The sequence below is a fragment of the Martinezella lusitana genome (assembly GCF_010668395.1).
Lineage (GTDB): Bacteria > Pseudomonadota > Alphaproteobacteria > Rhizobiales > Rhizobiaceae > Rhizobium > Rhizobium lusitanum_A.
The window spans coordinates 82,203-107,900 of the sequence record NZ_WUEY01000021.1; the positions used below are offsets into that span (position 1 = coordinate 82,203).

The following is a 25,698-nucleotide window of genomic DNA, read 5'->3' on the forward strand; positions in this document are numbered from 1 at the left end:
TGGTGCGGTGCTCATACATGAGCGCCGCAAGCGCCCGACAGGGATTTTAGCAGGTGGAGCCCCAGCGAATGAAATATTCATGCGTCACGGAGGTAGTTCCCTCCTTGTCCTCCGCCTGATCTTCGATGAAGCCGATAATCGTATCCATATAGGCTGCGAAATCGAGCGCCAGCGTGGTCAGGTCGGTACACTCCCACATTGCGAGATTGATGCCATCCTGGCCGATAATGGCCAGATCCTCGGGAACTTTCCTGCCGAGAACGCGCGTGGCTGCGTCGCGGACGCCGATCGCCATGACGTCGTTGCCGCAGACCACGGCATCGACCGATGATCGGCGAAGAAGCACCACGGCCTCCTTGAACCCGGAATCGTAGGAATAGTCGCCGTGGCTCTCCGCGACAAAGCCGAGGCCATGCGTGGTGAGCGCATCGGCAAACCAGCGCTTTCGCTGCTTGTCGATCCAGCTGGAATTGCGGCCGGTCAAATAGGCGAAACGGCTGCGCCCGGAAGAGACCGCCTTTGCGACGACTTCAGCTGCCGCTTTCGACCCATCGAGCAGGAGTTGCGCGATGCCGGGGTCGGCGATCGGCTCGAAGGAAACCATGATCGGGCGGGCCGTTCGAAAAATCTGGATGGCGTCCGCCATGGATACCATATCGGAAAAGATGACGGCGTGGTCGACCTGATAGGCCGACGCCATGCGCATCAGCTGCGCTCGGTCATCGTAGCCGGCGCAGCAAAGCAGGATCGGCAAAAGCCCGCGCTCCTGCAAGCGTTGCACCAGATATTGCAGTTGTTGCGCCTCGCAGGGATTTTCTATCGAGTTGACCACGAGGGCGACGAGGCGCGACTTCTGGCTATTCAGCGAGCGTGCAATCGCATTCGGGCGATAATCGTGCTCGTCGGCGATGGACATGATGCGTTTTCTCGTCCGCTCGCTGATGCGCGCATCGCCTGAGAACGCCCTGGAGATCGTCGATGAAGAGACGCCGGCGAGCTTTGCGATTTCCCTCGAGGTGATGCGCTTGTTCATGTTCGCTTCCTGTTAGCCGATGTCGGAGATCCTCACCGATTCTCCGTCTCGCGCAGCCGATGCCTTGATAGCATCCCAGAGGCGGGCAAAGCGAAGTCCATTCTCCACGGTGGAGGGGTTCTCCTCCTCGCCGCGCCGCACGCTGAGGAAGGATTTTAACGGATTCTCCTGATGGGCGGCTTCTGCAACTTCGCGAAGGCCGGGTTTTCCCTCGATTTCGATCTCGCGCCATGCGCCCCAGGCGTCAATTCGCACGATCGCTTTCGAATAGAACAGGGTCATGTGCGAGGCGCAGCCCGGAGGGCCTTCGCCGGCGGCATTGAACGTGACCAGCGCGCCGTTTTCGAGGCGGGCGGCCACCGCGCAGGCAATGTCGACCGGCTTGGCATAGTTGTTCATGTAGGCGGAGACACGGTCGAAGTCCGAACGCACGAGAAGACAAACGGTGTTCATCATGTGCGCGCCGGTGTCGAACATGAAGCCGCCGCCCGACAGTTCCGGCTTCTGTTTCCATTGGCCGTCATATTTGGAGGACCAGCCCTCCCATATGCTGGCCGAAACGCTGAACAGCTCGCCGAATTCGCCCGCAGCTGCGCGCTTGTGCGTGTCGCGCACCAGTGGCGACAATGCCCCATTGAAGGCGATGACGACGGTGTTGCCGGATTTCGAGCGGGCTTCGATCAGCGCCTTCGCCTCGGCTACGGTCGTCACCATGGGCTTTTCCAGGAACAGGTCGAGACCGGCCTCGATCACCGCCAGCGCCTGCTCGGCATGGAAGGCGTGCGGTGTCGATATGTAGACCGCGTCGAGATCCCTTTTGCATTGCGCGAGCATGATCCGGAAATCATCGAATTCCCGCAGGGGTGCCCGTCCGGCAGCCGCGCAGATGTCGGCGAACCGGCGGCGCGAGGCGGCGCTGACATCCGCTGCGGCAACGAATTCGATTTCGGGCATCCGCACCCAGCTATGGGCATATTCCGCAGCTTTCAGCCCGGTTCCGATGACGGCCAGGCGAACCGGCTTTGACATGAATTCCTCCATTTGCGCACACGTTTGCGCAACATCCATCTAACTAGATATCGAAATATTTTCAATATAACCAAATGTATCAAATATTCTCCGGAATGATTTCGTCGTGGCATTGAAATTTTTGAGCATACGTGTGAGCAATCGGTACGCTGGAAACCGGAGGAGGATAGCGCAGTGCCAATCAAGGTGACCATCTGGAATGAAGGCCGGCACGAACAGACGGACGCGATCGTGCGGAAGCTCTATCCGGACAGGATGGATGGCGCGATCGCCGGCGGTATCGAAAGTCCGGATTTCGAGATCCGGCGCGTAACGATGGACGATCCGGAGCAGGGGCTGTCGGATGCGCTTTTGGAGGATACCGACGTTCTGCTCTGGTGGGGACATGTCGCCCATGATGAGGTGAGCGACGCCTTGATCGACCGGGTACAGCAGCGGGTGCTGAAGGGCATGGGGCTCCTGATCCTGCACTCCGGTCATCACTCGAAGCTCTTCCGCCGCCTGATGGGCACCAACGCCAATCTATCCTGGCGCGAGCTTCCCGAAGGCGATCTCGAACGTGTGTGGGTCATCAATCCCTCGCATCCGATTGCGGAGGGGTTGCCGCCCTATTTCGAAGTGGAGGCATCGGAAATGTACGGCGAGCCCTTCGATATCCCGCAGCCGGACGAGCTGATCTTCATCTCCTGGTATTCCGGCGGTGAGGTGTTCCGCAGCGGCTGCACCTTCCAGCGCGGCCGCGGCCGGATCTTCTTTTTCAGTCCGGGCCACGAGAGCTATCCCGTCTATCACAACAAGGATGTTCTGAGGGTGATCTCCAACGGCATTCGCTGGGCGCATCAGAAACACACCGACGGCCGAATTCTCGAGAACTGGCACCGCAAGGAGCCGCTGCATGGGAAGACGGCGCCCCGATCCTAGTCGCGGGGGCTGACCAAGGTCGTCGGCATCATTCGCTTGTTGGCGGATGCCTCTGGGCTTGGTCGCTTTCCATTGCGCGCACCCTTCATCGTCGGTAGAGAAGCTCGATTCTTCAATACAACCAAAGAATAACGTGAAAGTAAGCTTTCTCGAATAAATATAGCTTCTCTGGTTTCTTGCGGCCCGGGTGATGCTGCCGCGGATGGGAAGTGCCATGCCGTCGATCGATATCATCGTTCCGAAATCCGCTCCGCGCCGCTGGCAGGAGATCGTCATCCGGCGTCTGCAGGCGGATGGATACGACATCGCCATCCTGCATGAGCCCCGGTCAGCCGCTTGGCCGGGGGCGGTCGATGCGGCTTTGGCCTTCGAGCGAACGATTTTCCGCCGGCGCGATCCGGCCCTTGCCGCGCCGCTATCGGAAATTTCCGAAAACCCGCGCAACAGGCCCGCGGCGTTTCGGCTGGATCTGACAGGCAGCGCCGTATCATCGGGCGTTCCGACCATTGCGTTGAGGTTCGACGGCTTCACCTCCGACCTTTCGGTCGCAAAATCGGTCGCGTCGGGCACTTTGCCCGTCATCGAAGCCGTGCTGGATGGCGAGACCGTCATAGACCGCGCCTGGCCGATGGTCGATCGACGGGAGGCCGCATCGCTCGGCGTCGAGGATGTCTTGGCGCGCGCTATTACGCTTTCTGTTTCCGTCGTTCACGCCTTTGCCGGAAACCGGCTCGCCTTGAGCGAACAAACCTCCCCGAAACCCAGCAGTTCCGTTGCCGGAACGACCGGATTTTCTCATGCCTATCTGACCAGCGCCCTGCCGCGCCTCGGCCGTGAAGCGATGCGCCGCGCGCGCTATCGCCACGCGCATTGGCGCGTCGGTTATCGCTTTGCCGAAGGGCCGGGCGTGGCAAGCACCCATGCGCTGGGCAGCGGCTGGTCGGTCCTGCCGGACCGGGGAGATCATTTCTATGCGGATCCCTTCCCGCTGCAGTGGCAGGACCGTTTCTTCCTGTTCGTGGAGGATTATCCGCATGCGACAGGCAAGGCGGTCATCTCCGTCGTGCCCTTCGATGCCGCCGGCGTGCCTCAGGAGCCGCGATGCGTGCTGGAAGAGCCGTACCATCTTTCCTATCCGCAGGTCTTCGAGCGCGATGGCTCGGTCTGGATGCTCCCCGAAGCCAGCTCAGGCGGCAAGCTCGTCCTTTATCGCGCGACGGAATTTCCGGATCGCTGGGCTCCCGAGGCCGTTCTCATCGAAGGCGAGATCTCCGATGCCACCCTGCTGGAACATGGGGGGCAGCTATGGCTGTTTGCGACCGACCGCGACGGCTATGGCAGCACGTCCGATACGCTCGTGGTTTTCCATGCGCCCCGGCTCACGGGTCCCTGGACGCCGCATGTATTGAACCCTGTTCTCATCGATCGCCGCATGGCGCGCCCCGGTGGCGCTTTCATCCGCGAAAGGGATGGCCGCGTCTGCCTGCCGGTCCAGGATGGAACCCTCGGCTATGGCGGTGGCCTCGGTATCTCGCAATTGCTCGAGCTCGATGAAAAGACGGTTCGGCTGTCGCCGCCGCGACCGATCGCGACCCAAGGCGACTGGCCCTATCCGAAAATCCACACCCTCAATCGCTCAGGCCGACTGGAGGTGATCGACGGGATTGCAGCCGTGCGGAAGTGAGCGGGAGAGGAGCAGCGCTTCGTATCCGGCGCACATGCGCGCCGGGGAATACTGCTCCTTCAGCTGTCGGCCGGCTGCGGCAAGTCTTGCTGCCAGCTCCGGCCTGGCGACGAGCTCGGCGAGCCCTTCGGCAATTCCCTTCGCATCGGCATCGACGAAGAGCGCGGCGGCTTCGCCGTCGTCCGTCGTCAGCACTTCCCGCAGCACGTCCAGCTTGTTCGCGACCACCGGCAGGCCGCAAATGGCGGCTTCGACAGCGGCAAGGCCGAAGGTTTCCGTCAACGACGAAAAGGCATAGGCGTCCCCGGCCGCGAGGAACTCGAAGATTCGGGATGGCGGTACTTCGCCGACCAGATGCAGTCTGTCGGCGACGCCATTGGCTTGCGCAAACGCCGTGATCGCATCCCGCTCCGGGCCGGTGCCGGCGATAGCGATGTGAATGTCGGGAAGATGGACGAGGACGCCGGCAAGCGCGATCTGGTTCTTCGAAGGCGCCATGCGGCCGGAGGAAACGGCAAGCCATGCCTGCTGGGGAAGTCCGAAGGCCGTGCGCGCAGCCACCTTATCGGGTGTGGTCGAGGGGGCGGGAACGCCGTGATCGATGCGCGACGTCCGCCGCCGATAGGCCTTCGGAAAATTGTCGAACTGCGCTTCGGTCCAGCTCGAATTGACGACGTTGGCATGGTAGAGGCCGAGAGTGCCCATCAGCTTGTCGATTTGGGTGAGAACACCCCTCATGCCCGTGCTTTGCGGCGCTCCGCTCTGGTTGGCGATGATCGGGTTTGTGCCGGCCAGCCGCGCGCCGATGGTGCCGAAAACATTGCCGTAATGCTGGAAGGTGATGACGGCATCCGGCCGGGCATTGCGCAAGTAACCCGCAAGCCCGAAGGCCGCCCGCAACTGCCCGGGCAATCCGCGCGGCGGCGCCATGAGGATGAAATCCGCATAAGGGTCACGGTCGTAGACGTCGGTTTTCCTGTACATGAAAACGGTGCGTATATCGTGGCCGCGAGCCCGCAGCCCCTCGCCGATCATGTCGGAAATGCGCTGGGCTCCGCCGGCTTCCGCCTGGGTCTGCACCTGGACGATTTTCATGAGCGACCTTTCAGGAAGGAGCGGGCGGCCAAGGCGTCTTCGCCGGCGAAGAAGCCGAGGATCGACGGATTGATGCCTATGGTGCGCCGCGCAATGGACACGGCCGTCACGCACCATACGATGATGGTGCCGGCAATGCTGAGCGCGGCGCCAATCGGGCCGAGCCAATAGGTCAGCACCGCCGTCGCGCAGAGCCCAAGCGTGTTGACGATGACCAGCAGCTTGAAAAGAGCGTGCTGAAGGCCCGTCAGCTGCATGAGGATCTCGGTCGGGCCGCAGGCGGTTCCGACGGTTGCGCCGATCCCGAAGATGATGAGCGTTACCTGCATTGTCGGCGTGGCATAGGCGGGATTGAAAATCGACAGGATCAGATTGCCGAAAAACAGGAACATGATCAGCACGAGCAAGGCGATCGCGAAGCCACCCAGGGCGGCAAGGCTGGTGATGCGCTGCACATGCGCCTTGTCGCCGGTATAGAACGCGCCGGAAATCTGGGGCGCGAGCGCCTGGTTGATGCCGTTGAGCGCCAGCACGACCAGTCGCATCGTCCGATCCGCCACGAAGATCGCGCCTGCGGCCTCCGGGCCGAGAATGGCCGCAACGAGAAGCGTGCTCGCCTGGCTGAGCGCCGGCGGCAAGGCGGTGACGCCCCAGAGCCCGAAGGTCACGGTCCTGAATTCATCCTTCTGCTCTTTCGTGAGCGGGCCGCGCCGGGCGCGGAGCGTATCGCGGAACAGGACGACCGTTTGCGGGGCGATCATGACAAGCAGCAATCCGGCCGTCAGGTAGGTTGCGGTCACCGCGCTCATCTCGATGTGCATGAAATGGGCGAGAACGAAGACCGGAATGGCGACTGCCCGCCACAGGACGTCGCGCGGGAGCAGCGCGAATATCAGCGCATTCTTGGCACGAAGGGCGCAGGCCACGAATTCCGACCAGCCGAGCGCAAAGGCGAGCACCATGGTTGCCACGCAGATCGGCAGCCATTCGGGCGTCCGGGCACCCGCGAATGGCAAGAAGCCGATGATGAGAATGATCAGGCTGGAGCCTGCGAGCCCGGCCAGCGCGACAAGGATGGAGCGCGCCATCATGCCGTTTGCCGAATTGAGATCGTTGTTGCCGGCATATTGGGGCCAGAACCGCAAAACCGCGCTCTGCTGGCCGACCACGGCGAAGAAGGAGGCCAGGCTCGCCCCGGCATAGGCGGCGCTGTAAAGACCGAACTGTCGTCCGTCGGTCGTCATGGCGACGGCGACGAACATCAGGAACGACAGACCGGCGCTCGCAAGCTTGATGACGCCCGCAACGGCGCCGCTCTTTGCAAGCGCGCCGATCGACAAGCGCAGGTTGCTCGCAGGCGTCGCCGCTTCGGCCGATATACTATCAAAACTGCGTGCTTTATCGCTCAACGTCGTAATCCTGCGTTGATTGTTATCCGGTCGGAAGGCCGGCAAGTCCTGAAATAGAATGTATCTCTAATATCGTAAGTTCTTATGGTCGCGCCAGAACGAACTCGCAACATGGTTACTTGCGGTGTCCCGTTTCGATCACACGCTGCGGTGTAAATTCAACGGATGATTAACATTATTCACTAATACTGAATTTAGTGATGTACGATGAGCCGGAAGTTGCGCGGCTGCGGAGAACCTTTGGATGAAGCCGTTTAGCATGGACGAGCGCACGCTTCCGCCGCTGTTCGATGTAGGCGCCGCATGGACTATCCTCTGGCAACGCCGGATGACGGTGCTGGCATGCACTTGCGCCGTGTTTCTCGCGACGGTTGCCTATCTCGCCGTCGCCAAGCCGAGCTATACCGCCACGGCCTCGGTCATGATCGATCCGCGTGATCTGCACGCGACGAATTTGAACAACGTGCTTCCCGGTATCGGCAGCGACAGCGCCGCCATCGCCAGCCAGGTGTTCGTCATCGAGTCGCGCGACCTGCTGATGAAGGTCTTTGAAAGCGAGAACATCGAGAGCGATCCCGAGTTTTCCGGGGGTGGGCTGCTGTCGCGCGTCGGTCTGGCCGCTCATCCCACGAGGGATTCGATCTTCAAGAGCTTTCAGCGCGGCGTGACCGTCGAGCGGGCAGGGCTCACCTATGTCATCGATGTCAATTTCGTATCCCGATACCCCGACAAGGCGGCGCGGATCGCCAATGCCATCGTCGATCGTTACAAGGCCGGTCTTTCGGGCGAGCGGGAAACGGCCAATAGCGATGTGAACTCGCTGCTTGCCACCAAGATCGACGCTCTTCAGAAGAATGTCGGCGATGCGGAGCAGGAGGTCGGGGATTTCAAGGTCACGCATCAGATCCTGGACGCATCCGCCGGCGGCACGCTGCAGTCCCAGATCGACAAGCTTACCGACCAGCTGATCACCGCGCGAAGCGATGCCGACCAGGCCAAGGACAAATATGCGCAGGCGATGGCCGCAGGTACTTCGCCGGCCGGCCTTGCCAAACTCTCCGAAATCCTCTCGTCGGAGGCGACGGTGAAGCTGCGCGAGAACTACAATCAACGCGCCGCCGATCTTGCCAACTACGAAGCCATGTACCAGCCGCGCCATCCGATGATCAAAAGGCTGCGCTCGGAACTGGACCGGATGCAGGACCTGATGGCGGTCGAAGCGCAACGCATCACGCGGGAGTTGAAGGCCAAGTCCGACCTGGCTGGGCAGAATGTCTCCGCGCTCCAGGCAAAGCTCGACAACCTTCGCCAGAAGCTGGAAGGTTCCGATGCCGCGCAGGTGCAGTTGCGGCAGCTGGAGGCCAAGGCAAAGGCAGCTCGCACCGTGCTTGATGACTTCCTGAAGCGCGCCGAGGAAACTTCGCAGATGCAAGGCCTGCAATTGCAGGAGGCACGGGTGATCAGCGCCGCGGCTCCGCCGGTGCAGCCGACCTGGCCGAAGCCGTTGTTGCTGTTGCCGGTCAGCGCGGTGCTGGGTCTCATCATCGGCTGCGGGCTTGCTCTGGTGCGCGGCCCTAAAAATCGGCCGGAAGAGGATCCGACAACGCCTCTGCGTCGCAGCCTGCTCGACGTCGAGCCCCGTAAGGACACCCTGACGGAAATCGCAAAGCCGGAGCCGGTCCCCGTCAGTCTCGGAGAATATCGCCTGCCGGGCGTTGCGGGCGCTGGCGCCTATTTGAGCATCCGCGCGATGCGGCGGCGGTTTTTCCAGACCGGAAACGAGGCTTTCTCGCGGGATGTCCTGCAGCTCATACGACGCATCATTCTGCACCTCACCGAACATCCGAAGCCTTATGTGCTGCTGATCTCGCCGCTCCATACGCCGCTGGCGGCGAGACTGGCGGGGGCTATGGTGGGCATCGGCCTGCAGCAGGCCGAGCAGAATGTGCTTGTCGTCGAGTTCGATGGCCAACCGGGCCTGGAGGCGCCGGCGCGCAACGGCAACGGCGTTTTTGTCAGCGGCGCGAGCGGCCTGCGGACCATCGTCTATAACAGGCCGGCGCCGGAGAATGGGGAATCGGTGACGCGCCCCGGCCTCGACGATATATTGGCCGATGCCGGCACGTTCGATTTCGTGCTTTTGATGGGGCCTTCCATCGTCGACAGCAACTGGGATCCGGCACTTTTCGCCGAGGCGGACCTGATGCTTTTTGCGCTCAGCCCCACCGAAGAGACAGCGGAAGTCGCCAACATGCTTCGCCAACGCCTCGATGCCGACCAGATCGGACGCAGCGCAACGCTCGCGATTACACCGGAGCACGTTGAGACGGGACGCAGCCAGGTGGTGCGGCCGATCCGATCGTCCGGCGACGGCGAACAGAGCGACAGAATGTCCGCGAGGGGATGATCGTGGGGCGAGGCTTGCGATCATCGATGCTGATAAGCCGCCGTAGCGCACTCAAGCTCGCAGGCGGATCCATTCTTGCGGCCATTCCTGCCGCGGGCGCGGCGAAGGCCGCAGAAAAACGCGCAGTCCCCACCCGCGGCGTCAATCTGCCGGGATGGCTGGATCGAAAAGACGGGATTGCGCCGGGCGAGGAAGCGCTCGAAAGGCTTCATCGTCTGGGTTTCGAGACGATCCGCCTGCCGGTAAACGCCGATCTCATATCGGCGGGCGACACAGCCGAGCTCCGCCGTATCGATGAGGGCATGAAGATGCTCATGCGGCGGGGATTTGCCGTCCTGGTGGATATGCATCCCTCCGAAAATCTTCATACCGCTTTCCGCCGGGATTTCGAGACCGGATCGAAAAGGGTCGCCGACGCCTGGGCGGCGCTGAGCAAACTTGTCGCCGATCTGCCGGATAGCTCCGTCTATCCGGAACTGTTGAACGAGCCGCCCATGCGAAGCGATGCCTGGCTCGCATTGCGGGATCGGCTTGCCGAGATCGTGCGATCGAGATGTCCAGGCCACACGCTGATCTGGGGTCCGTCGCCCTCCCAGGGGATTTGGGAGATCGGGGAGACGCCGCCTCTTGCGGACGACAACCAGATCGCCGCCATTCATTTCTATGCGCCCATGGCTTTCACCCATCAATGCGAGACCTGGGACGCCTCTCCGCTCGCACGGATATCGAATTTGCCCTTTCCGGCCACCATCGCGACACCGCGCATCCAGGAAACCATCGACAAGCTGCGTGCTGCCGGGGATGAGAAGGCCGTGAGCCTCATCAAGGAACAGCTATCGACGCCATGGACGGCAGCGGCGATCGCGACGGAGTTCGCGCGGCTTAAACGTTGGTCGGAAACACATGACTGCCCGGTGATGCTGAACGAGTTCGGCGTGCTCAATTTCTGCGTCGATGCCGCAAGCCGCGCGTCCTGGGTTCGGGCTGTCCGGCAGGCGGCGGAGGCCAACCAGGTCGGCTGGACCTACTGGGAGCTCGACCAGGGCTTTGGCTTCATCGAAAGCAGGCGCAGCACGGAAGGTTTTGACAGTTCGATGATCGCCGCTCTGCTGGGCGGGCACGGCGGCGGCTGAGATGCGGGAGGATATCGCGTTGTGGAGCGACGATTGATGCGGAACGGTAGGGATCGGTCATGAGCGTTGCGGGAGGTCAGCTCGGTTACGGGGCGCCTGCGTCGAGTTCGTTGCGCTCGGATGCCATGTTCCATCTCTGCATTGCCATCCTTTCGGTTATCGCCTCCGTTTCGGCATTCGCCGTCTGGACTCCTTTCGGCGTCGCCGCAACGTTCGTATTGACGCTTGTCCTGTCGATCGCCCAGCCTGGCTGCATCCCCATCGTCATCGCCTGTTCCTTTCTCTATCAGAACCTCGTGGTGGCCTGGTTCACCCCTTTCGTGCCCGATCACAATACCTTCGATGCGTTGCGTGGTGCCAACTTCGTCATCCTGATGACTGCCTACGGCGCCTTCGCCATGGCTTCCTTTCAGTATCGCGTGCGCGCTTTGACCGAACTGCGACCCTGGCTGATCTTCAGCTTCGTGCTGTGTGGAACCATTTGCTTCTATTTTGCCGTCGGTGTCGTGCATGGCGGACCGAAGGACGCCGTCATCTATTTCCGCAATACGATTACGCCGCTTGCGTGTTTCCACATCGCCATCCTGGCGGCCAGTCTGTATCCCGTCGATCTGCGCAAGGGCATCTTTTGGCTCTGTGCCGGCGCCATCGTCTACGGCTACCTGGAGCAGATCTTCCGGATGGACTTTCTCAGCCTGTTTCACGGTGATCTCTATATTCACCGTGGCCTCAAGGCGCAGATCGAGGCTGGCGTGTGGGAAAAGAAGCTGAGGGAAACCGGTTTCGTGCTTCGCGGCATCGAAGATACGATGATGACGACGTTCTTCAATACCAAGCTCCTGAGCGACCTGTTTCCCCCGATCTTCCGCAACGGCGGTCCGAATTTTCATCCCATCAGCTATGCCTACGGCCTGAGCATCATGTCGGCCTGGCTTCTCTTCAGAGGGCGCTGGCTGCTGCCTATGGCCGCGCTGCCGCTGTTGCTTGTCATCGGCTCCAAGGGCGCGACCTTCATGTTGATCGTGGCGCTGGGTGCGCGGCTGATCTATCGCCCGGCCCGGGCGGAGCTGACGCTGCTGGCCGTCGTTGCGCTGGCGGTCGTATGGACGCTCGCCGCCATCGTCTTCGGCGCCACGCATGGCGATTACCATGTTCTGGGCCTGATCGCCGGCGTTCGCGAATTCATGCACAATCCATTCGGGCAAGGCCTGGGGATCGGAGGGAACCTGTCGAGCACAAGTCTCAATCTGGATTGGGACCGTGCGCAGGACGAGGGCGTTGCCTCGGTTCCGGTCGAAAGCGCCGTCGGTGTGATGCTCTATCAGATGGGCGTGGGGAGCATCGTCTTTTTCAGCTTTCTCGCCGCGCTCGCTGTATCGGCACGCAGGCAATTGATTGCGACCGGAGACCCGGATTTCCTCTTCGCCTTCGTTGCGGTCGTCACGATCGCATCCAACGCGGTATTGCAGGAGGAAGCCTTCTTCTCGCCTCTCGCCCTCGGCTTTTGCCTCCTGCTTGTCGGTATCTCCTTCGGAACGCGATGGCGTTCGCTCGGCATTTCGAGGGGCCTGCTCACGCATCCGGGCAAACCGGCGCCGGCGCCAGCATCCGAATAGCTGTCCTCGAGGCGCCGGTTGCCTGACTTCCGTGGCGGGATGGAGGTCCTCCGCAAAAGTGCCCGCAACAGGGCGATCGACAAATATTCATTAATAGAAATATAGTATGTTTCTAAAATGTGAAGCATGCGTCGCCGTGTCGGTAATATTGCGGAGTTGATCATGGCAGTTTTAGGTGCGTTTCCCCCTGGACTTACTTGCCGGCCGATCGAGGAGGGCGATTGGAGTGGCATCATCGATTGCCTTCGGCGGAATTTTCCGACACGCGAGCGGGACTATTGGGAACGCGCCGTCACGCGCATGGAGAAGCGGCCCTTCGTGCCGGATCTGCCGAAATACGGCTTTGTCCTCGATATGTCCGGCCGCATCGTCGGTGTTTTGCTGGCGCTCTATTTTCGGCATCAGGGGCAGGAGGGCGAAGAACTCCGCTGCAATCTGTCGAGCTGGTCCGTCGATCCGGAATATCGCGCCTTTGCCGGCAAGATGGTGATTGCGGCATTGAGGAAGAAAAACGTCACCTTCATCAATGTCTCGCCAGCGCCGGGAACCATAAAGGTCAATGAGGCGCTGGGCTTCCGCCGCTATGCCGACGGGCAGCTTGCTTTCCTGCCCATGCTGAGTTCGTCGCGACGGCCGTATCGCGTGCTCGAGGCGCGCCCCGATCTTCCTGAAATGTCCCTGCTTTCCGAAGGAGAACGGGAGATCCTTCTCCAGCATGCAGCGCTCGATTGTCTGTCATTGATCTGTGTCGACGGGGGGAAGGCATTTCCCTTCGTATTCAAGACACGCCGCATCTTTCATGGTCTCGTTCCAAGCTGCCAGGTCATCTATTGCCGATCGCCGGAAGAATTGGGCCAGTGCGCCGGCGCTTTCGGCCGTTATCTATTGCGCAAGGGCATATTCCTCAGCGTCGTCGATGCGAATGGACCTGTCGCCGGCCTCGTGGGGCGATACTTTGCCGGAAGCGGGACGAAATATTTCAAAGGTCCGAAGCCGCCTTCGCTTGGCGATCTGACATTCACCGAATTGGTCATCTTCGGCTTCTGATCGCGGCGGGACGAAGATGCCGGGGCTTCGGGCGAGCGCAAGGCGCCTGCGTTCGCTTCGCTCCTACATCGTCGATTTCAAATCCAGCGCCGGTGATGGCGCGGCCGATTTGGCGCGCAATGTCCTGAGTTGATGAAGCTTTGCAGCAACGGTTGGGCTCAGGCTTTCCATGCCATGCAGCATGCGCCGCCCCATGAAATGCCACTGACGGCGCACACGCCACCGCATATCGGTGCTGGTTGCGAGGCTGAGGTGATGATCGCCCATGCGAAGGGCGCGAGCGTCCATATCGCGCTTGTCCGGATCGTCATAATAGGCGGCGATCCTGGTGCCGTCGACGGAGGCCTCTGCCATCCACCGCGGGATGAAGTCGCCGCACAGGCGCTCGACGTCGGTCAGAAGCCGGCTGACACCGAGGCCGGTTGCAGGGGAGGAAGTCAGAAAGGCATCTCCGATCAACACCACGCCGTCCTGCCGGTGGTTTTCGGCCACGGCGATGTCGGTGAGCCAGCTGTCGATCCGGCTGCTGATCTCAAAGTCGCCAAGGATATCGGCGAGCGACGGAAAGGCGGCTGTGAGCACCTGCTTCGGATGCTCATGCAGCGATCTTACCCAGGGGTCGCGCGGATCTCGGAACAAGAAGAGATTGGCCCGCGTTGCGCCGGGAACCGGGAACAGATCGAGATGGTCGATGCCGTCGCCGGCACCGTGATAGGTGAGGGCCGTGTGGTGAAATTTATTCGATCGCAGCGGGCGAATGTTGAATCCGATTGCGAGCGGACGCCTCTCACCGATCGACTTGTGCGCAATGCCGATGTCGCGGCGCAATATGTCGCCCATCCCCGTTGCGAGCACCAGCAGCCGCGCGGTGATCTCGTCCTGGCCGAGAATCGATATTCGCTGTTGCGTTGCGCTGGTGCGTAAGCCACTGACCTGGCCGACGACGAACTTCACGGTGTCCGGCAATGCGGCTCGCATCGCGGTGACGAGCCTGTTGTAGAAGAAGCCGTAGTGCCGGTCATGCGTCCGGTCCAGCATCCGCCCCTTATGCATGTTGACGATGTCGTCGAAGGGGATGCCGGCGGCCGACAGGGGCGCGAGCAGCTGAAGCCGCTGAAGTTTTTCGATCGCCTCGCCGCCGATCCGCTCGACGCGGAACTCCTGGGGAAAGACGCGATGGCGGTCGATGAGCGTCACCCGATAGCCGGCTCGACCGAGCATGCAGGCGGCAAGTGTGCCTGAAAGCCCGCCCTCGACGATGGCTATGTCGCTATCTGTTTCGACTGCCGGTGGTTCGATGTGTCGTCCGTTCATCATTTCGAATACCTCAGGATTGCGTAGATGGCGTAGGGATTGGTCGTCAGATATCGCCAGAACAGCCGGCGAGGTTCCATCAGCATCCGCCAGAACCACTCGAAGCCGGCCCTCTGGATCCAGATCGGGGCCCTCGTCGTCCTTTCGGCCAGATGGTCGAACAGCCCGCCCGATGTCTTGATGACGCCGACATTGGCGAGCCGTGCGGCAAAGTCGTGAACGAAGAGCTGCTCGCGGGGAACGCCGAGACCGATCCACAGGATGTCGGGCGCCAGCGCGTTGATCTCGTCAAGCCTTGCTTCCAAGGCCTCTCCCGCGAGATAGCCGTGGCAGTGCCCGACGATGCGCAGATCGGGATAGCGTGCCTGCACGGTCGCGACGGCTTTGGAGTTTGTCGCCTCGGTTGCTCCGAGCAGGTAGAAGCTTATGCCTTCCCTCGCGGCAAGTTCCGCCACGTCGTGAAAAAGGTCCGTCGTCGCCACGCGCTCCGGGAGCTGCACCCTGCATAGCAGGCGTGAGGCCATGACGAGCGGCTGGCCGTCGGCCAGGATCTGGTCGGCCTCCTGAAAGAGCCTGGCGATGTTGGCGTCGGCATGAACGCGGGCGACGACCTCGCCATTGGCCGAGGTGAAGTAGTAGGGGCGGCTGTCGCGGCGGCGTTTTCGCGCCACGGCGATCATGAATGAAGCGGCATTTCGCCGATTGACCACGGTGATGGGCAATCCTCCGATCAATACGCTTGGGAGCGCAAGAGGATGGTCTTGCGTCGGAATGGTGGATCCATGCTCGGATGCATCTACCGGCTGCATTTGGCTCTCCTGGTTCGAAATCTACCCCTCGAAAGCAAGGCAAGCACCGGCGGCGCCAGCCCCTCTCGAGGCTGGTATTGAACCGCCATTTTTGATTGAGTAAGCTCTCTCTGAATATCGTCGAGAGCCTGTATCAATATCGTGCAAGCCATTACTTCCGATTGCGTAATGGGTAGCTAATATGATCCGGAAAGTTAAGTCGTTTATTAGTATTCGGTTAATATGTAAATTTCTAAAGAAATAATATACGCATGGACTTAAAGAGGGAGGACGGCGACAGGTCGAGAGGGGTCGGATAATTTATAAGTAATTTCAATTACTTAAATTTCGTGGATTTGATCTGTCCTGACGCTGTTCGCAGTCGGGGCAGAATTCGCCTCGTCGGCGGGAGGCTCGGCCACCAACTCGGCTTCACGAAATACGATGACGGAGGCGTGCTAGATTCAAACAGTATACGACCTTGGCGCGGGTGCGGCTTTGGGTGCGTCTGCGCTCTTATTTTTCGCCGTGAGCCTTCAGGTGCAACCATGGAGATTGTATCTGCAATTGCTAAACGAATGGATGATCCGGCTTGGACAGACGCCAATATGGCACAGGGGAGAGGGCCACGCGGCCTGGCCGGCCACTGTAGACCCGCAGGCCGGCAACGCCGGAAAGTGGCTATGGCTTGCCGGAGATCTGCCGGGTCTTCATGCGCATCGGGCATGCCGATCGCGCGGGCGAAAACCTTGTGCAATCCGAATATCGTTCGCGGCGGCAATACAAGCGGCGCTTCATGCCGCGCGCTCGTCCGTCACGCATGCACAGCCGCAAACAGACGTCGGCAGGCCTCGACAAGGCTGGTTTCCTGCAGCAGCGCCCCGCCGACGAGATACATGATATCGTTGCCATAGGCTTCGCGCATCTCCGCCACCCGGTTCAAGGTCATGCCGCCGCCCGGGGCGGGCACGATCGCCTTCAGCCCACCGAGCTCGGCTGAACAGGCGCGGGCGATCGACAGGCATTCCTCGCGGGTGAAGCCGAAGCGACCGCCGAAATTCGGATAGATGACCGCATCCGCTCCCATCAGCCGGTGCAGTGCCCCGAAGAAGGCGCGATGGCTGAATCCACAGTCGGGCGAGACGACGTTCGCCCCGGAGAAGGCCGGATGCGAGATGATGGGCAGGGTGAAATCCGGATCGGCGGCGAGCGTGCGTATCACATCGTAGCCGGCAAGGGCAGGCGCGATCATCACGCCGCCGGCGCCGACCTCCTGAGCCTGTTTTGCCCGCTCGATAACGGCATTGGCAGGTCCTGTCACATTGGGCACGAAGCTCGTCTTGCCGCCACTCTTGGCGTTGGCTTCGCCGACGGCCTCGACGCAAGCCCTCAGGCGCTCATCGAAGCGTGAGGTCTTCTGGTCGACAAGACCATGGTCGTCCTTGACGAAGTGCATGCCGCCGAGCGCAAAATCATGGGCAAGACCGGCAAGTTCCTTCGTCGACAGGCCGACCGGCTTGATCGCCGACATGAGCAAGGGGCTTTCTCCGATGCCGGCGCGGGCGCGAAGGCTGGCTATTCCGTATCGCGGCCCCTTGCAGAGAGCGAGGATGCCGGGCGACAGCCCGATGTCTTCGACCTTCAGGCCGGGCTTTATGGAGCTGTTGCCGAAGACGATGTTGAGAAATTGCGGAAAATCGCCGCCGATATCGTCGTCTGAATAGGAGATGGTTGCGAGAAAACCCGGCCGGCCGTCAGGAGACTTCTCCAGGGATTCCAGCCTGCCGAGAATCTCTTCCTCGACATAGCCTTTGGGAACGACATCGCGCGGGATCTCGACGGTTTGCTCGAGTGCGATATCGAGCGCACGGGCCTTTGCCTCCCCGGCATCGGCGGCCCGGACGAAATAGGTGACACTAAAGCGCGGAGCCATCAGAGCGCCTCTGCCTTCTGCGCCGAATGGACGTGGTCGAGACGCACTTCGGACAGTTCCTCTTCGCCGATGGAAAGCGGTTTGCCGAGGAGACCTTCGATGGCTTTCACCAGGGCGCCCGCGTCGAGCCCATATTTCTTAATGAGGTATGGCTTGGAGGCGCCGTGCGCAAACGTGTCGTTGAGGCCAAGCCGCTTCAGCCGGATGCCGAGGCCCTCCTCGGCGAGGATCTCCGCCACCAGCGAGCCGAGGCCGCCGACGATCGTGTGGTTTTCCAGGGTGACGATGCCTTTCTTTCCGCGCGCGGCTTTGAGCAGGCCATCGCGATCGAAGGGCTTCAGCGTCGAGGCGTGCAGATGATGGACGCCGATCCCCCGTGCGGTCAGCGGCCCGCTCGCGCGCAGCGCCTCTTCGGTACAGACACCTGAACTGACCACGAGGATATCGTCGCCTTCCGACAGCGTGCGCAGCCTGTTGAATTCAAAAGGCGTGGAGAACAGGCGCGGCACCTCGCCACGCAGGACGCGGACGTAAACGGGGCCATCGATTGAATCCGCGACTTCGAGGACGGTCTCGACCTCCGTCGCATCGCCCGTTTCGAGCACCGTCATGTTCGGCACCGCACGCATCACGGCGATGTCTTCGATTGCCTGATGCGTAATGCCGCCGGGCGTGGTGATCCCTGGCAGAAAGCCCATGAGCCGCACCTTGCGATTGGAATAGGCGATGGAATTGATCAGCTGGTCGTAGGGCCGGCGATACAGGAACACCGAAAACGTGTGGAGGAAGGGACGATAGCCCTGCATCGCGAGGCCGCCGGCAAAGGAGAGCATGTTCTGCTCCGCCATGCCGAGCGAAAGAAACTGGTCCGGATGCCGATCGCGGAAGCCATCGACCTCGCAGGAGGAGGTGAGATCCGCCGAGAGGCAGAGCACTTCGGGTCGCGCTACGGCAAAAGCCTCGAACGCCTTGGCATAGGGACGGTTGACGATCTCGACCATGTTCAGGCCCTTTCCACTGCGTAGATGTCGACGCCAAGTTCGGCTGCGAGCGCCGCCTGCATTTCCTGCCGCTCGTCGGCGCTCTTGAAGCGGACGTAGTGCAGCCGCGGGAACCGCTTCTTGAGGAAATTCATGCCCTGATAGGGCGAGGTATTGGCGAGGATTACCAGCGGCTTGCCCACTTCCGCGCTGCCGGCCGCCTCTCTCAGGGCATCCAGATCATGACCATCGACCGAGCGGCATGTCACGCCGAACGCGCTGACACGCGCGGCGAGGTCGCCGAGATCGAGCACGGACGACATGGCGCCGTCGCATTGCTGGCGGTTCACGTCAACGATCACGCGGACGTTGTCGATCCGGTGATAGGCCATGGCTGCAAGGCATTCCCAGGTCTGGCCCTCCTGGAACTCTCCGTCGGACATATAGACCCAGACCTTGCCCGGCTCGCCTTTCTTCCGTCGCGCCCAGGCGACGCCCGACGCCATGGAAAGGCCTTGCGCCAGCGACCCGGTCGTCACTTCCATGCCGGGGCTGTGTTCGGCGCCGATCATCTCGACCGAACCGCCGTCCTTGTTGAAATGATCCAGCGCATGCTCGTCCATCCGTCCCGTCTCGATCAGGGCGGAGTAGATGACCAGGGCGTAGTGCGCGGGGGAAATGAAGAACCGGTCGAACTCAGGCGCGAACGGACCGTGGTAGCCGGCGCCGGTGAAGGCATCGGGATTGTGTGCCGACGGTACGCCGCGGAAGGGCAGCGGCACTTTCGGAAGCGTGGGCTCGCCGAGCTTGAGGAATTCGTTGTAGAGCAGCGCAAGGCTTTCGGCGGCGGAGCAGGCCTGGCTCAGATAGCCGCCATTGTGTTTCATCGTGTGGAAGAAGACGCGACGCCGGATTCCGAGCGCGATGCCTTCGGTGGATTTCTGATTGGAGAGGGTCATCGTCTCAGCTCCGTTCGGGGAAAAGTGCCTTGAGGCCTTCCGGCGACGGCGTCGCGATGCCGCGCTCCGTTATCAGGCCGGTGATCAGGCGGGCAGGCGTGACGTCGAAGGCCGGATTTGCCGCAGGGCTTCCTTCCGGGGAGATGCGCACGCTCGCAATCGAGCCGTCCCGCGCTCTGCCCTGCACGAAGCTCACCTCGTCGGCGGACCGCTCCTCGATCGGAATTTCCTTGATGCCGTCGTGAACCGTCCAGTCGATCGTCGGTGAGGGCAAGGCGACGTAGAAGGGCACGCCGTTGTCGCGGGCGGCAAGCGCCTTGAGATAGGTTCCGATCTTGTTGCAGACATCGCCGTTTGCGGTCGTGCGATCGGTCCCGACGATCACCATATCGATATCGCCGTGCTGCATCAGGTGGCCGCCGGCGTTGTCGACGATCAGCGTGTGCGGCACGCCATGGCCATTCATCTCCCAGGCGGTCAGATAGGCTCCCTGGTTGCGCGGGCGTGTTTCGTCGACATAGACATGAACGGGAATGCCGTCCTCGATCGCCATGTAGATCGGCGCGGTCGCGGTTCCGTAGTCGACGGTCGCAAGCCAGCCGGCGTTGCAATGCGTGAGGATGCGCACGGGTTCGCCCGGCTGCTTTTTCGCGGCTATTTCACGGATGACCTTGAGGCCGTTTGCGCCGATCGCGCGGTTGAGCTCGACGTCCTCCTCGGCAATCTCGGCGGCGCGCTTGTAAGCGGCGGCGGCGCGTGCGCTTTGCGAAAGCCCGCGCAGGTGATCGCGCATCGCGTTCAGCGCCCAGCGCAGGTTGATGGCGGTCGGCCGCGTTTCGTTAAGCTCTTCCCAAACGGCGTCGAGATGGGCGTCGGAGGGGTCTTCGGCCATAGCGATCGCAACGCCATAGGCAGCCGTGACGCCGATCAGCGGCGCGCCGCGCACCCACATGTCGCGGATCGCAACGGCGACTTCGCCCACGGTTTTCAGCGTGACGACCCTGAACTCATGCGGCAACCAGCGCTGGTCGATAATGTCGACGGAGCGGCCGTCCTCGTTGAGCCAGATAGTATGGTAGTGGCGTTCCCCGACTTTCAAGCGAGTGTCTCCTTTTCAAGCCGCTCCGCCGTGGCGCGGACATCCTTGAGGCTATGGATGCGATGCCGGTTGACGGCGAGATGACGCCCGAGTTTCAGTGCCTTCCGCTCACAGGTGGCACGACGGTCGGGGTCGGCGATGGTTTCGAAATCGGCATTGTGGGCAAGGCCGAGGATGCGGCGATGCATCTCTATGCCGGCAAAACCCAGCATTTCGCGATAGATCTCGTCGAGGACGATATTCAGCGCCTGTTCCGCGCCGAGGAGATCGCCTCGATCCTCGAAGAGGCTTGCCGGGTAGAGGATCCCCGCTCTCTCGCTGCGCCAGAGATGGGCGAATTCGGCGCGGAAGGTCTCCCAGATGGTTTCGATCGTATCGAGCAAATAGGCGCGCATGTCGTCGCGTCCGGCACTCCCGCTCTCGTGACCGCTTTGCGCGAAATAGCTCATCCAGAAATTGGCAAGCAGCATGCCGACATCGAAACTGATCGGCCCGTAGAACGCGAATTCCGGATCGATCACCCGCGTTTCCTCGTCGGTGACCATCACCGAGCCGGTGTGCAGGTCACCATGGCAGAGCGTCTCGGCCTTGGCGGAAAAGAGATGTTTCAGCCGCTGCGCCTCGACCTTGAGGTCGCGGTCTGCTCGCAATTCCGCAACGAGCGGGTCGAGCTGAGGCGAGGTGTGGCGGTTGAGCTTGGCCTCGAAATAGGGATCCGAGAACACCAGGTTCTCTGTGATATCGCAGAGCTCGACATTATCGGCGAAGAGAGCCATGTCGGCCTTCTTTTCACGCGTGACCATGGAGAGATCCGAGCCGCGGAAGAGCGTTCGCGCGCAGAAGAGGCCGAGATCGCGCCCGATCTTCGGAAGAGCGCGACCATCGATCAACGCCCGCCGCAGGATGACGTGCGGCGTCAGATATTCCATGACGATGATGGCCTGGACGGCATCGAAGAAGAAGATCTCCGGCACCATGCCCGGATCGCGCGCGGACTGGCGCACGAGCGCGTGATACTCGAAATAGGACCGCTTCAGGGGAAGCGGCCAGCTTTCACCGACGAGGCGCACATAGGGAAGCGCCTGCTTGACGATGGCAGCTCCCTTGTCGCCGGTGACGATGAAGACGAGATTGAGGTTGCCGTCGCCGACCTCCGTGACCTGCCACCGCGCCGAATCGCCGCCGATCTTTTCCTTGAGAATGGTGTTTCCGCCAAGCCGGGCCGGCAAGGTTTCGGCGCTGAGCGCCGCAAAGACTTGCGTGTCCATAGTGTTCTCCTCCTGCGCATGTCGCGGCCTCCACCGCGTGTCGACATGCCGTCACGGGCACAACTAAGGCAGCATTCTGTCAAATGTCAATGGCCTTGACATTTGACGAAAAGCAATCTTAACCTGTGTCCATTGGGAGGAGAGAATGAGCGAACATGCAGTGTTTCGCATCGAGGGCGTGCGCAAATCCTTTGGTGCAGTGGCGGTGCTCCAGGGTGTGCATCTCGACCTCAAAGGCGGCTCCGTTACGGCTTTGATGGGTGCCAATGGCGCAGGCAAATCGACGCTCGTGCGCATCTTGAGCGGGGTCTATCCGCGGGACGCCGGCACGATCACCCTTGCAGGCGCCCCATTCGAACCCTCGACACCGGCGGAGGCGATCCGTGCCGGCGTCGTGACGGTGCACCAGAATATCAATGACGGCGTCGTTGCCGATCTCGATGTGGCAACCAATTTGACGCTCGACCGGCTGAATGGCCGCGGTGCTCGGCTTTTCTTCAATCCGCGCCGGGTTCGGCGTGAAGCCGCCCTGGTTGCCTCACGCATGGGGCTGGCGATCGACCTCAAGGCCAGCATCAACGATCTGAGCCTTGCCGACCGCCAGATGGTGGCGATCGCGCGTGCGATGGCGCATGAGCCGAGGGTCTTGATCCTCGACGAGCCGACCTCGTCCCTGTCGAGCGCTGAAGCCGATCGGCTGTTCGATCTCGTCGACCGGTTGAAGGCCCGGGGCGTTGCCATTCTTTATATTTCGCACCGCATGTCGGATATCCGCCGCCTTGCGGACAGTATCCTGGCGCTGCGGGATGGCCGCATCACCGGTCATTTCGAAGGGCCGGACCTCGACTATGAAGGTGCCGTCAATGCCATGCTCGGCAGGAAAGTCTCCGCAGACGCAATCTCCGTGCGCGAGGCAAGCGTTGCCGTTTTCCGCGCGCAGGGCCTGAAGCTGTCCGAGCAATCGAAGCCTTTCGATTTCCAGCTCGGCGAAGGCGAGATTGTCGCGGTAACCGGTCTCGTCGGCGTCGGCAAGTCGGCGCTCGCCGAGACGCTGGCCGGAGCGCGCATGCCAGCTGCCGGTCAGATGATGCTGGACGACGCCCGCTACGCTCCGAAAACAACGGGCCAAGCCATTGCTCGCGGCGTGTTCCTCATCGCCAAGGACAGGGCGATCAGCGGCATCGTGCCCGATTTCAACATCTATGAGAACATCAGCCTGCCGTTCCTTCGGCGCTTGTCGCGGTTTGGAATATCGAGCCGCGGGACCGAGCGGGTAAGGGCCCGCCAGCAGATTTCCTCGCTCGGCGTCGTCTGCCGCAGCGAGCGGGATGAGATGCAGACACTGTCCGGCGGCAACCAGCAGAAGGTCATGGTCGGCCGATGGCTTTCGGAGCCGTCGCGGCTTCTCGTCCTCGACGAGCCGTTCCAGGGTGTCGACATCGTGGCCCGGCGCGACATTGGCGAGAAGCTGCGCGCCTCGTCCGGTGGCAGGGCCACAATCCTCTTTCTAACCGAACTCGATGAAGCCTTCGAAGTCGCCGACCGCATTCTCGTCATGTCCGAACAGACGATCGTTGGCGAGCATCGCAATTCCGGCATCGATGTCGAGCGCCTGCTGTCCGAAATCGCAGGTCAATCCTCTCAACAGGTCAGTCCATTATGAGCAGTGAACAGAGCAAATCCACGGCTGCGGCCCCGTTGCCCCAACCGGCCGTGAGCTTCAGGGATATTGCGATAAAATACGGTTTCCTCGTGCTGCTTTTCGGCATGATTCTGTATTTTTCGATTGTCACGGGCGGTTTCGCTTCGCCGCAGAGCGCCGTCTTCATCCTGCAGTCGGTATCGATCACCGGCATCCTTGCGCTCGGCGTCACCGCGACATTGGTGGTCGGCGGCTTCGATCTTTCCATCGGGTCGGTCGCCACGACCGCGATGATGGCTTCTTCCTATGTGATGGTCGTCATGGGTGGCGATGCTGTCACGGCGACGCTCGTCTGCCTTGCCGTCGGCGTGCTCGTCGGGCTCATCAATGGCATCATCATCGTCTACATGCGCGTGCCGGACCTTTTGGCGACGCTCGGCATGATGTTCCTCTTGCTCGGCCTTCAGCGAATTCCGACCGAGGGACGCTCTATCGCCACCGGAATGACGCTGCCCGATGGTTCGGTTGCAAACGGCGCGTTCAGCCCCGGCTTCCTTGCCCTTGGCCGTCACCGCTTCGACTTCATCCTGCCCAATCTCGTGCCCGTTTCGGTCGTGGTGCTGATCGTGCTGGCGATCCTGATCTGGTTCTTTCTCGAATATACCCGGTTCGGACGCATGATGTATGCCGTCGGTTCGAATGAACGCGCGGCCGGCCTCGCCGGCGCACCTGTCAATGCCTACAAGATTTCCGCCTACATCATCTCGGGCATCTTCGCCTCGATCGGCGGCATCTTGCTGGCAGCCCGTCTCGGCCGTGGCGATATCGCATCGGGCAACAACCTGCTGCTCGATGCAGTCGCCGCCGCGCTGATTGGCTTCGCGGTTCTTGGCGCGGCCAAGCCCAATGCCTTCGGCACGGCGATCGGTGCTCTCTTCGTCGGGATCCTGCTGCAGGGTCTGACGATGATGAATGCGCCCTACTACACCCAGGATTTCGTCAAGGGCGCGGTTCTCGTCATCGCCCTGATCTTCACCTTTGCATTCTCGAAGAGGAGCAAACGCTAAGGGCTGCGTCTCTTGGCGGACAATCATAATTTCACCGGAGGAGGAGACTGACATGAACATAACACGCAGAACGCTGGGGCTATTGACGCTCGGGCTGATGGGGGCGGCGGCGTTTGGCGCGCCATCCTTTGCCGCGGACATGCCGAAGCCATTCGACAAGCCGGGCGATGTGAAGATCGCGCTGGTGCGATATCTCTCGACGGGCGACTTCTTCCAGTCCTACCTGTCCGGCGTCGAGGCGCAGGCAAAGGCGCTGGGCGTCCAGCTGCAGGTGTTCGACAGCCGCCAGGATGCGGCGCTTCAGGCCGATATGGTGGATCAGGCAATCGCGCTCGGCGTGCAGGGGATCATCATCCAGCACGGCCTGACGGAATCGATGAAGGACGCCGCCCAACGCGCCGTTGACGCGGGCATCAAGGTCGTTGCCTTCGACGTGAACGTCGAGAACCCGAAGATTCCCCAGATCGAACAGTCCGACCGCGATCTTGCTCGCCTCTCGCTGGAGCAGGCCATCAAGGACAATGGCGACAGCTTCAAGGCCGGCTACGTCTACGTCGCCGGTATCGCGCCGCTCGACCGACGCGACGAGACCTGGAAGGAATTCAAGAAGAAGTACGCGGGTATCAAGGAGGCCGCGCAGTTCGGCACCATGGACAACCCGATCGCCAACTCGGTCGCCAACCAGGCCCGTTCGGTGGTCTCGGCCAATCCCGACATTACCGTGATGTTCGCGCCCTATGACGAGTTCGCCAAGGGCGTGAAGATCGCCGTCGACGAAGCCGGGCTTTCCTCCAGCGTGAAGATCTATTCGGCCGATATTTCGACGTCCGATATCGCCGCGATGCGTGAATCCGGTTCCGCCTGGGCGGCGACGGCGGCAACAAACCCGGCCGTGGTCGGCCAGGTTTCGGTCCGCACGCTTGCCATGCTGCTTGCCGGCGAGGATCCCGGCCACCAGGTCATCGTTCCGCCGACGCTGATTACCCAGAAAGAGCTGAACGATCAGGACATCAAGAACATGGAGGAACTCGGAGCCAAGCTGCCGCAGTTCGCGCATGCGGATGTCGCCATGCCCGGCTGGATGCCGAAGGCTGCAGCCAAGTAATCAAACTCTTCCCCACCAGCTGGCGGTGCCTCGGCACCGCCTTTTTTATATCAAGAATAAACCTCCACCTACGGTGGAGGACTGGACGAGTTTTACACGGTAGTTGAGAGACCTCCTGCTTGAACCGCTGGCGTGGCCCAGACTTCAAACAAGGAGGTTATATGGATGA

20 protein-coding genes are annotated in these 25,698 nt (G+C 61.5%); 9 read left to right on the forward strand and 11 right to left on the reverse strand.

What is annotated here, in order from left to right:
- Nucleotides 1-46 precede the first annotated feature (46 nt).
- Nucleotides 47-1,033 carry a LacI family DNA-binding transcriptional regulator gene (locus tag GR212_RS29880; protein WP_163992391.1) on the reverse strand — a complete coding sequence of 329 codons (987 nt, stop codon included), beginning with the start codon at nt 1,031-1,033 and terminating at the stop codon, nt 47-49.
- A 12-nt stretch (nt 1,034-1,045) separates the two neighbouring features.
- Entirely contained in the window at nt 1,046-2,062 is a 1,017-nt protein-coding gene (locus tag GR212_RS29885) for a Gfo/Idh/MocA family protein (RefSeq protein WP_163992394.1), read from the reverse strand.
- A 174-nt stretch (nt 2,063-2,236) separates the two neighbouring features.
- Between GR212_RS29885 and GR212_RS29890 the strand changes: the two genes are divergently transcribed.
- The gene (locus GR212_RS29890) at nt 2,237-2,983 is read left to right on the forward strand and encodes a ThuA domain-containing protein (RefSeq protein ID WP_163992396.1); all 747 of its coding nucleotides are present in this window, start codon (nt 2,237-2,239) and stop codon (nt 2,981-2,983) included.
- A gap of 214 nt (nt 2,984-3,197) precedes the next feature.
- Nucleotides 3,198-4,667, forward strand: coding sequence for a glucosamine inositolphosphorylceramide transferase family protein (locus GR212_RS29895; RefSeq protein ID WP_163992398.1), 1,470 nt, complete (start codon nt 3,198-3,200; stop codon nt 4,665-4,667).
- Here GR212_RS29895 and GR212_RS29900 read toward each other — a convergent pair.
- Both GR212_RS29900 and GR212_RS29905 read right to left on the reverse strand, forming a co-directional pair.
- Nucleotides 4,620-5,762 carry a glycosyltransferase family 4 protein gene (locus GR212_RS29900; RefSeq protein ID WP_163992401.1) on the reverse strand — a complete coding sequence of 381 codons (1,143 nt, stop codon included), beginning with the start codon at nt 5,760-5,762 and terminating at the stop codon, nt 4,620-4,622. The two genes, GR212_RS29895 and GR212_RS29900, sit on opposite strands and share 48 nt — an antisense overlap.
- Nucleotides 5,759-7,171 (reverse strand): lipopolysaccharide biosynthesis protein, encoded by a 1,413-nt coding sequence (locus tag GR212_RS29905; RefSeq protein ID WP_204326820.1) that lies wholly within the window; start codon nt 7,169-7,171, stop codon nt 5,759-5,761. The genes GR212_RS29900 and GR212_RS29905 overlap by 4 nt, the downstream gene beginning before the upstream one ends.
- Before the next feature lie 244 nt (nt 7,172-7,415).
- Between GR212_RS29905 and GR212_RS29910 the strand changes: the two genes are divergently transcribed.
- The 4 genes from GR212_RS29910 to GR212_RS29925 all read left to right on the forward strand — a co-directional run bounded on the left by GR212_RS29910 (nt 7,416) and on the right by GR212_RS29925 (nt 13,374).
- Nucleotides 7,416-9,578, forward strand: a complete 2,163-nt coding sequence (locus GR212_RS29910; protein WP_163992403.1) for a GumC family protein — start codon at nt 7,416-7,418, stop codon at nt 9,576-9,578.
- A gap of 26 nt (nt 9,579-9,604) precedes the next feature.
- Nucleotides 9,605-10,711: a glycoside hydrolase family 5 protein gene (locus GR212_RS29915; protein WP_246726064.1), complete on the forward strand. Its 1,107-nt coding sequence runs from the start codon at nt 9,605-9,607 to the stop codon at nt 10,709-10,711.
- A 59-nt stretch (nt 10,712-10,770) separates the two neighbouring features.
- Nucleotides 10,771-12,327, forward strand: a complete 1,557-nt coding sequence (locus GR212_RS29920) for a hypothetical protein (RefSeq protein WP_163992407.1) — start codon at nt 10,771-10,773, stop codon at nt 12,325-12,327.
- A gap of 162 nt (nt 12,328-12,489) precedes the next feature.
- Nucleotides 12,490-13,374, forward strand: a complete 885-nt coding sequence (locus tag GR212_RS29925; RefSeq protein WP_246726066.1) for a GNAT family N-acetyltransferase — start codon at nt 12,490-12,492, stop codon at nt 13,372-13,374.
- A gap of 63 nt (nt 13,375-13,437) precedes the next feature.
- On the opposite strand, the gene GR212_RS29930 is transcribed toward GR212_RS29925, so the two are convergent.
- The 7 genes from GR212_RS29930 to mtnK all read right to left on the reverse strand — a co-directional run bounded on the left by GR212_RS29930 (nt 13,438) and on the right by mtnK (nt 21,715).
- The gene (locus tag GR212_RS29930) at nt 13,438-14,691 is read right to left on the reverse strand and encodes an FAD-dependent oxidoreductase (protein ID WP_163992409.1); all 1,254 of its coding nucleotides are present in this window, start codon (nt 14,689-14,691) and stop codon (nt 13,438-13,440) included.
- The gene (locus GR212_RS29935; RefSeq protein WP_163992412.1) at nt 14,688-15,497 is read right to left on the reverse strand and encodes a WecB/TagA/CpsF family glycosyltransferase; all 810 of its coding nucleotides are present in this window, start codon (nt 15,495-15,497) and stop codon (nt 14,688-14,690) included. Before GR212_RS29935 ends, GR212_RS29930 begins: the two co-directional genes overlap by 4 nt.
- 793 nt (nt 15,498-16,290) lie before the next feature.
- Nucleotides 16,291-17,409, reverse strand: a complete 1,119-nt coding sequence (locus GR212_RS29940) for a RuBisCO large subunit C-terminal-like domain-containing protein (RefSeq protein ID WP_163992414.1) — start codon at nt 17,407-17,409, stop codon at nt 16,291-16,293.
- Complete coding sequence (locus tag GR212_RS29945) at nt 17,409-18,410, reverse strand: transketolase family protein (RefSeq protein ID WP_163992416.1); 1,002 nt, start codon at nt 18,408-18,410, stop codon at nt 17,409-17,411. The genes GR212_RS29940 and GR212_RS29945 overlap by 1 nt, the downstream gene beginning before the upstream one ends.
- A gap of 2 nt (nt 18,411-18,412) precedes the next feature.
- Nucleotides 18,413-19,348 (reverse strand): transketolase, encoded by a 936-nt coding sequence (locus tag GR212_RS29950; protein ID WP_163992418.1) that lies wholly within the window; start codon nt 19,346-19,348, stop codon nt 18,413-18,415.
- Nucleotides 19,349-19,352: 4 nt separating this feature from the next.
- Nucleotides 19,353-20,447, reverse strand: coding sequence for an S-methyl-5-thioribose-1-phosphate isomerase (gene mtnA / locus GR212_RS29955; protein ID WP_163992420.1), 1,095 nt, complete (start codon nt 20,445-20,447; stop codon nt 19,353-19,355).
- Nucleotides 20,444-21,715 (reverse strand): S-methyl-5-thioribose kinase, encoded by a 1,272-nt coding sequence (gene mtnK / locus GR212_RS29960; RefSeq protein WP_163992422.1) that lies wholly within the window; start codon nt 21,713-21,715, stop codon nt 20,444-20,446. The genes mtnA and mtnK overlap by 4 nt, the downstream gene beginning before the upstream one ends.
- Before the next feature lie 145 nt (nt 21,716-21,860).
- On the opposite strand from mtnK, the gene GR212_RS29965 reads away from it, so the two are divergent.
- The 3 genes from GR212_RS29965 to GR212_RS29975 are packed head-to-tail and all read left to right on the forward strand — an operon-like array spanning nt 21,861 to nt 25,529.
- The gene (locus GR212_RS29965; protein WP_163992424.1) at nt 21,861-23,378 is read left to right on the forward strand and encodes a sugar ABC transporter ATP-binding protein; all 1,518 of its coding nucleotides are present in this window, start codon (nt 21,861-21,863) and stop codon (nt 23,376-23,378) included.
- Nucleotides 23,375-24,424 carry an ABC transporter permease gene (locus tag GR212_RS29970; protein ID WP_204326822.1) on the forward strand — a complete coding sequence of 350 codons (1,050 nt, stop codon included), beginning with the start codon at nt 23,375-23,377 and terminating at the stop codon, nt 24,422-24,424. The genes GR212_RS29965 and GR212_RS29970 overlap by 4 nt, the downstream gene beginning before the upstream one ends.
- 52 nt (nt 24,425-24,476) lie before the next feature.
- Nucleotides 24,477-25,529: a substrate-binding domain-containing protein gene (locus tag GR212_RS29975; RefSeq protein ID WP_163992425.1), complete on the forward strand. Its 1,053-nt coding sequence runs from the start codon at nt 24,477-24,479 to the stop codon at nt 25,527-25,529.
- Nucleotides 25,530-25,698 lie beyond the last annotated feature (169 nt).

What these genes read in the sequence shown, in the direction of transcription:
- GR212_RS29880 (WP_163992391.1), bottom strand. Translation starts at nt 1,033, where the DNA reads ATGAACAAGCGCATCACCTCGAGGGAAATCGCAAAGCTCGCCGGCGTC.
- GR212_RS29885 (WP_163992394.1), bottom strand. Translation starts at nt 2,062, where the DNA reads ATGTCAAAGCCGGTTCGCCTGGCCGTCATCGGAACCGGGCTGAAAGCT.
- GR212_RS29895 (WP_163992398.1), top strand. Translation starts at nt 3,198, where the DNA reads ATGCCGTCGATCGATATCATCGTTCCGAAATCCGCTCCGCGCCGCTGG.
- GR212_RS29900 (WP_163992401.1), bottom strand. Translation starts at nt 5,762, where the DNA reads ATGAAAATCGTCCAGGTGCAGACCCAGGCGGAAGCCGGCGGAGCCCAG.
- GR212_RS29910 (WP_163992403.1), top strand. Translation starts at nt 7,416, where the DNA reads ATGAAGCCGTTTAGCATGGACGAGCGCACGCTTCCGCCGCTGTTCGAT.
- GR212_RS29915 (WP_246726064.1), top strand. Translation starts at nt 9,605, where the DNA reads ATGCTGATAAGCCGCCGTAGCGCACTCAAGCTCGCAGGCGGATCCATT.
- GR212_RS29920 (WP_163992407.1), top strand. Translation starts at nt 10,771, where the DNA reads ATGAGCGTTGCGGGAGGTCAGCTCGGTTACGGGGCGCCTGCGTCGAGT.
- GR212_RS29925 (WP_246726066.1), top strand. Translation starts at nt 12,490, where the DNA reads ATGGCAGTTTTAGGTGCGTTTCCCCCTGGACTTACTTGCCGGCCGATC.
- GR212_RS29930 (WP_163992409.1), bottom strand. Translation starts at nt 14,691, where the DNA reads ATGATGAACGGACGACACATCGAACCACCGGCAGTCGAAACAGATAGC.
- GR212_RS29935 (WP_163992412.1), bottom strand. Translation starts at nt 15,497, where the DNA reads ATGCAGCCGGTAGATGCATCCGAGCATGGATCCACCATTCCGACGCAA.
- GR212_RS29940 (WP_163992414.1), bottom strand. Translation starts at nt 17,409, where the DNA reads ATGGCTCCGCGCTTTAGTGTCACCTATTTCGTCCGGGCCGCCGATGCC.
- GR212_RS29945 (WP_163992416.1), bottom strand. Translation starts at nt 18,410, where the DNA reads ATGGTCGAGATCGTCAACCGTCCCTATGCCAAGGCGTTCGAGGCTTTT.
- GR212_RS29950 (WP_163992418.1), bottom strand. Translation starts at nt 19,348, where the DNA reads ATGACCCTCTCCAATCAGAAATCCACCGAAGGCATCGCGCTCGGAATC.
- mtnK (WP_163992422.1), bottom strand. Translation starts at nt 21,715, where the DNA reads ATGGACACGCAAGTCTTTGCGGCGCTCAGCGCCGAAACCTTGCCGGCC.
- GR212_RS29965 (WP_163992424.1), top strand. Translation starts at nt 21,861, where the DNA reads ATGAGCGAACATGCAGTGTTTCGCATCGAGGGCGTGCGCAAATCCTTT.
- GR212_RS29970 (WP_204326822.1), top strand. Translation starts at nt 23,375, where the DNA reads ATGAGCAGTGAACAGAGCAAATCCACGGCTGCGGCCCCGTTGCCCCAA.
- GR212_RS29975 (WP_163992425.1), top strand. Translation starts at nt 24,477, where the DNA reads ATGAACATAACACGCAGAACGCTGGGGCTATTGACGCTCGGGCTGATG.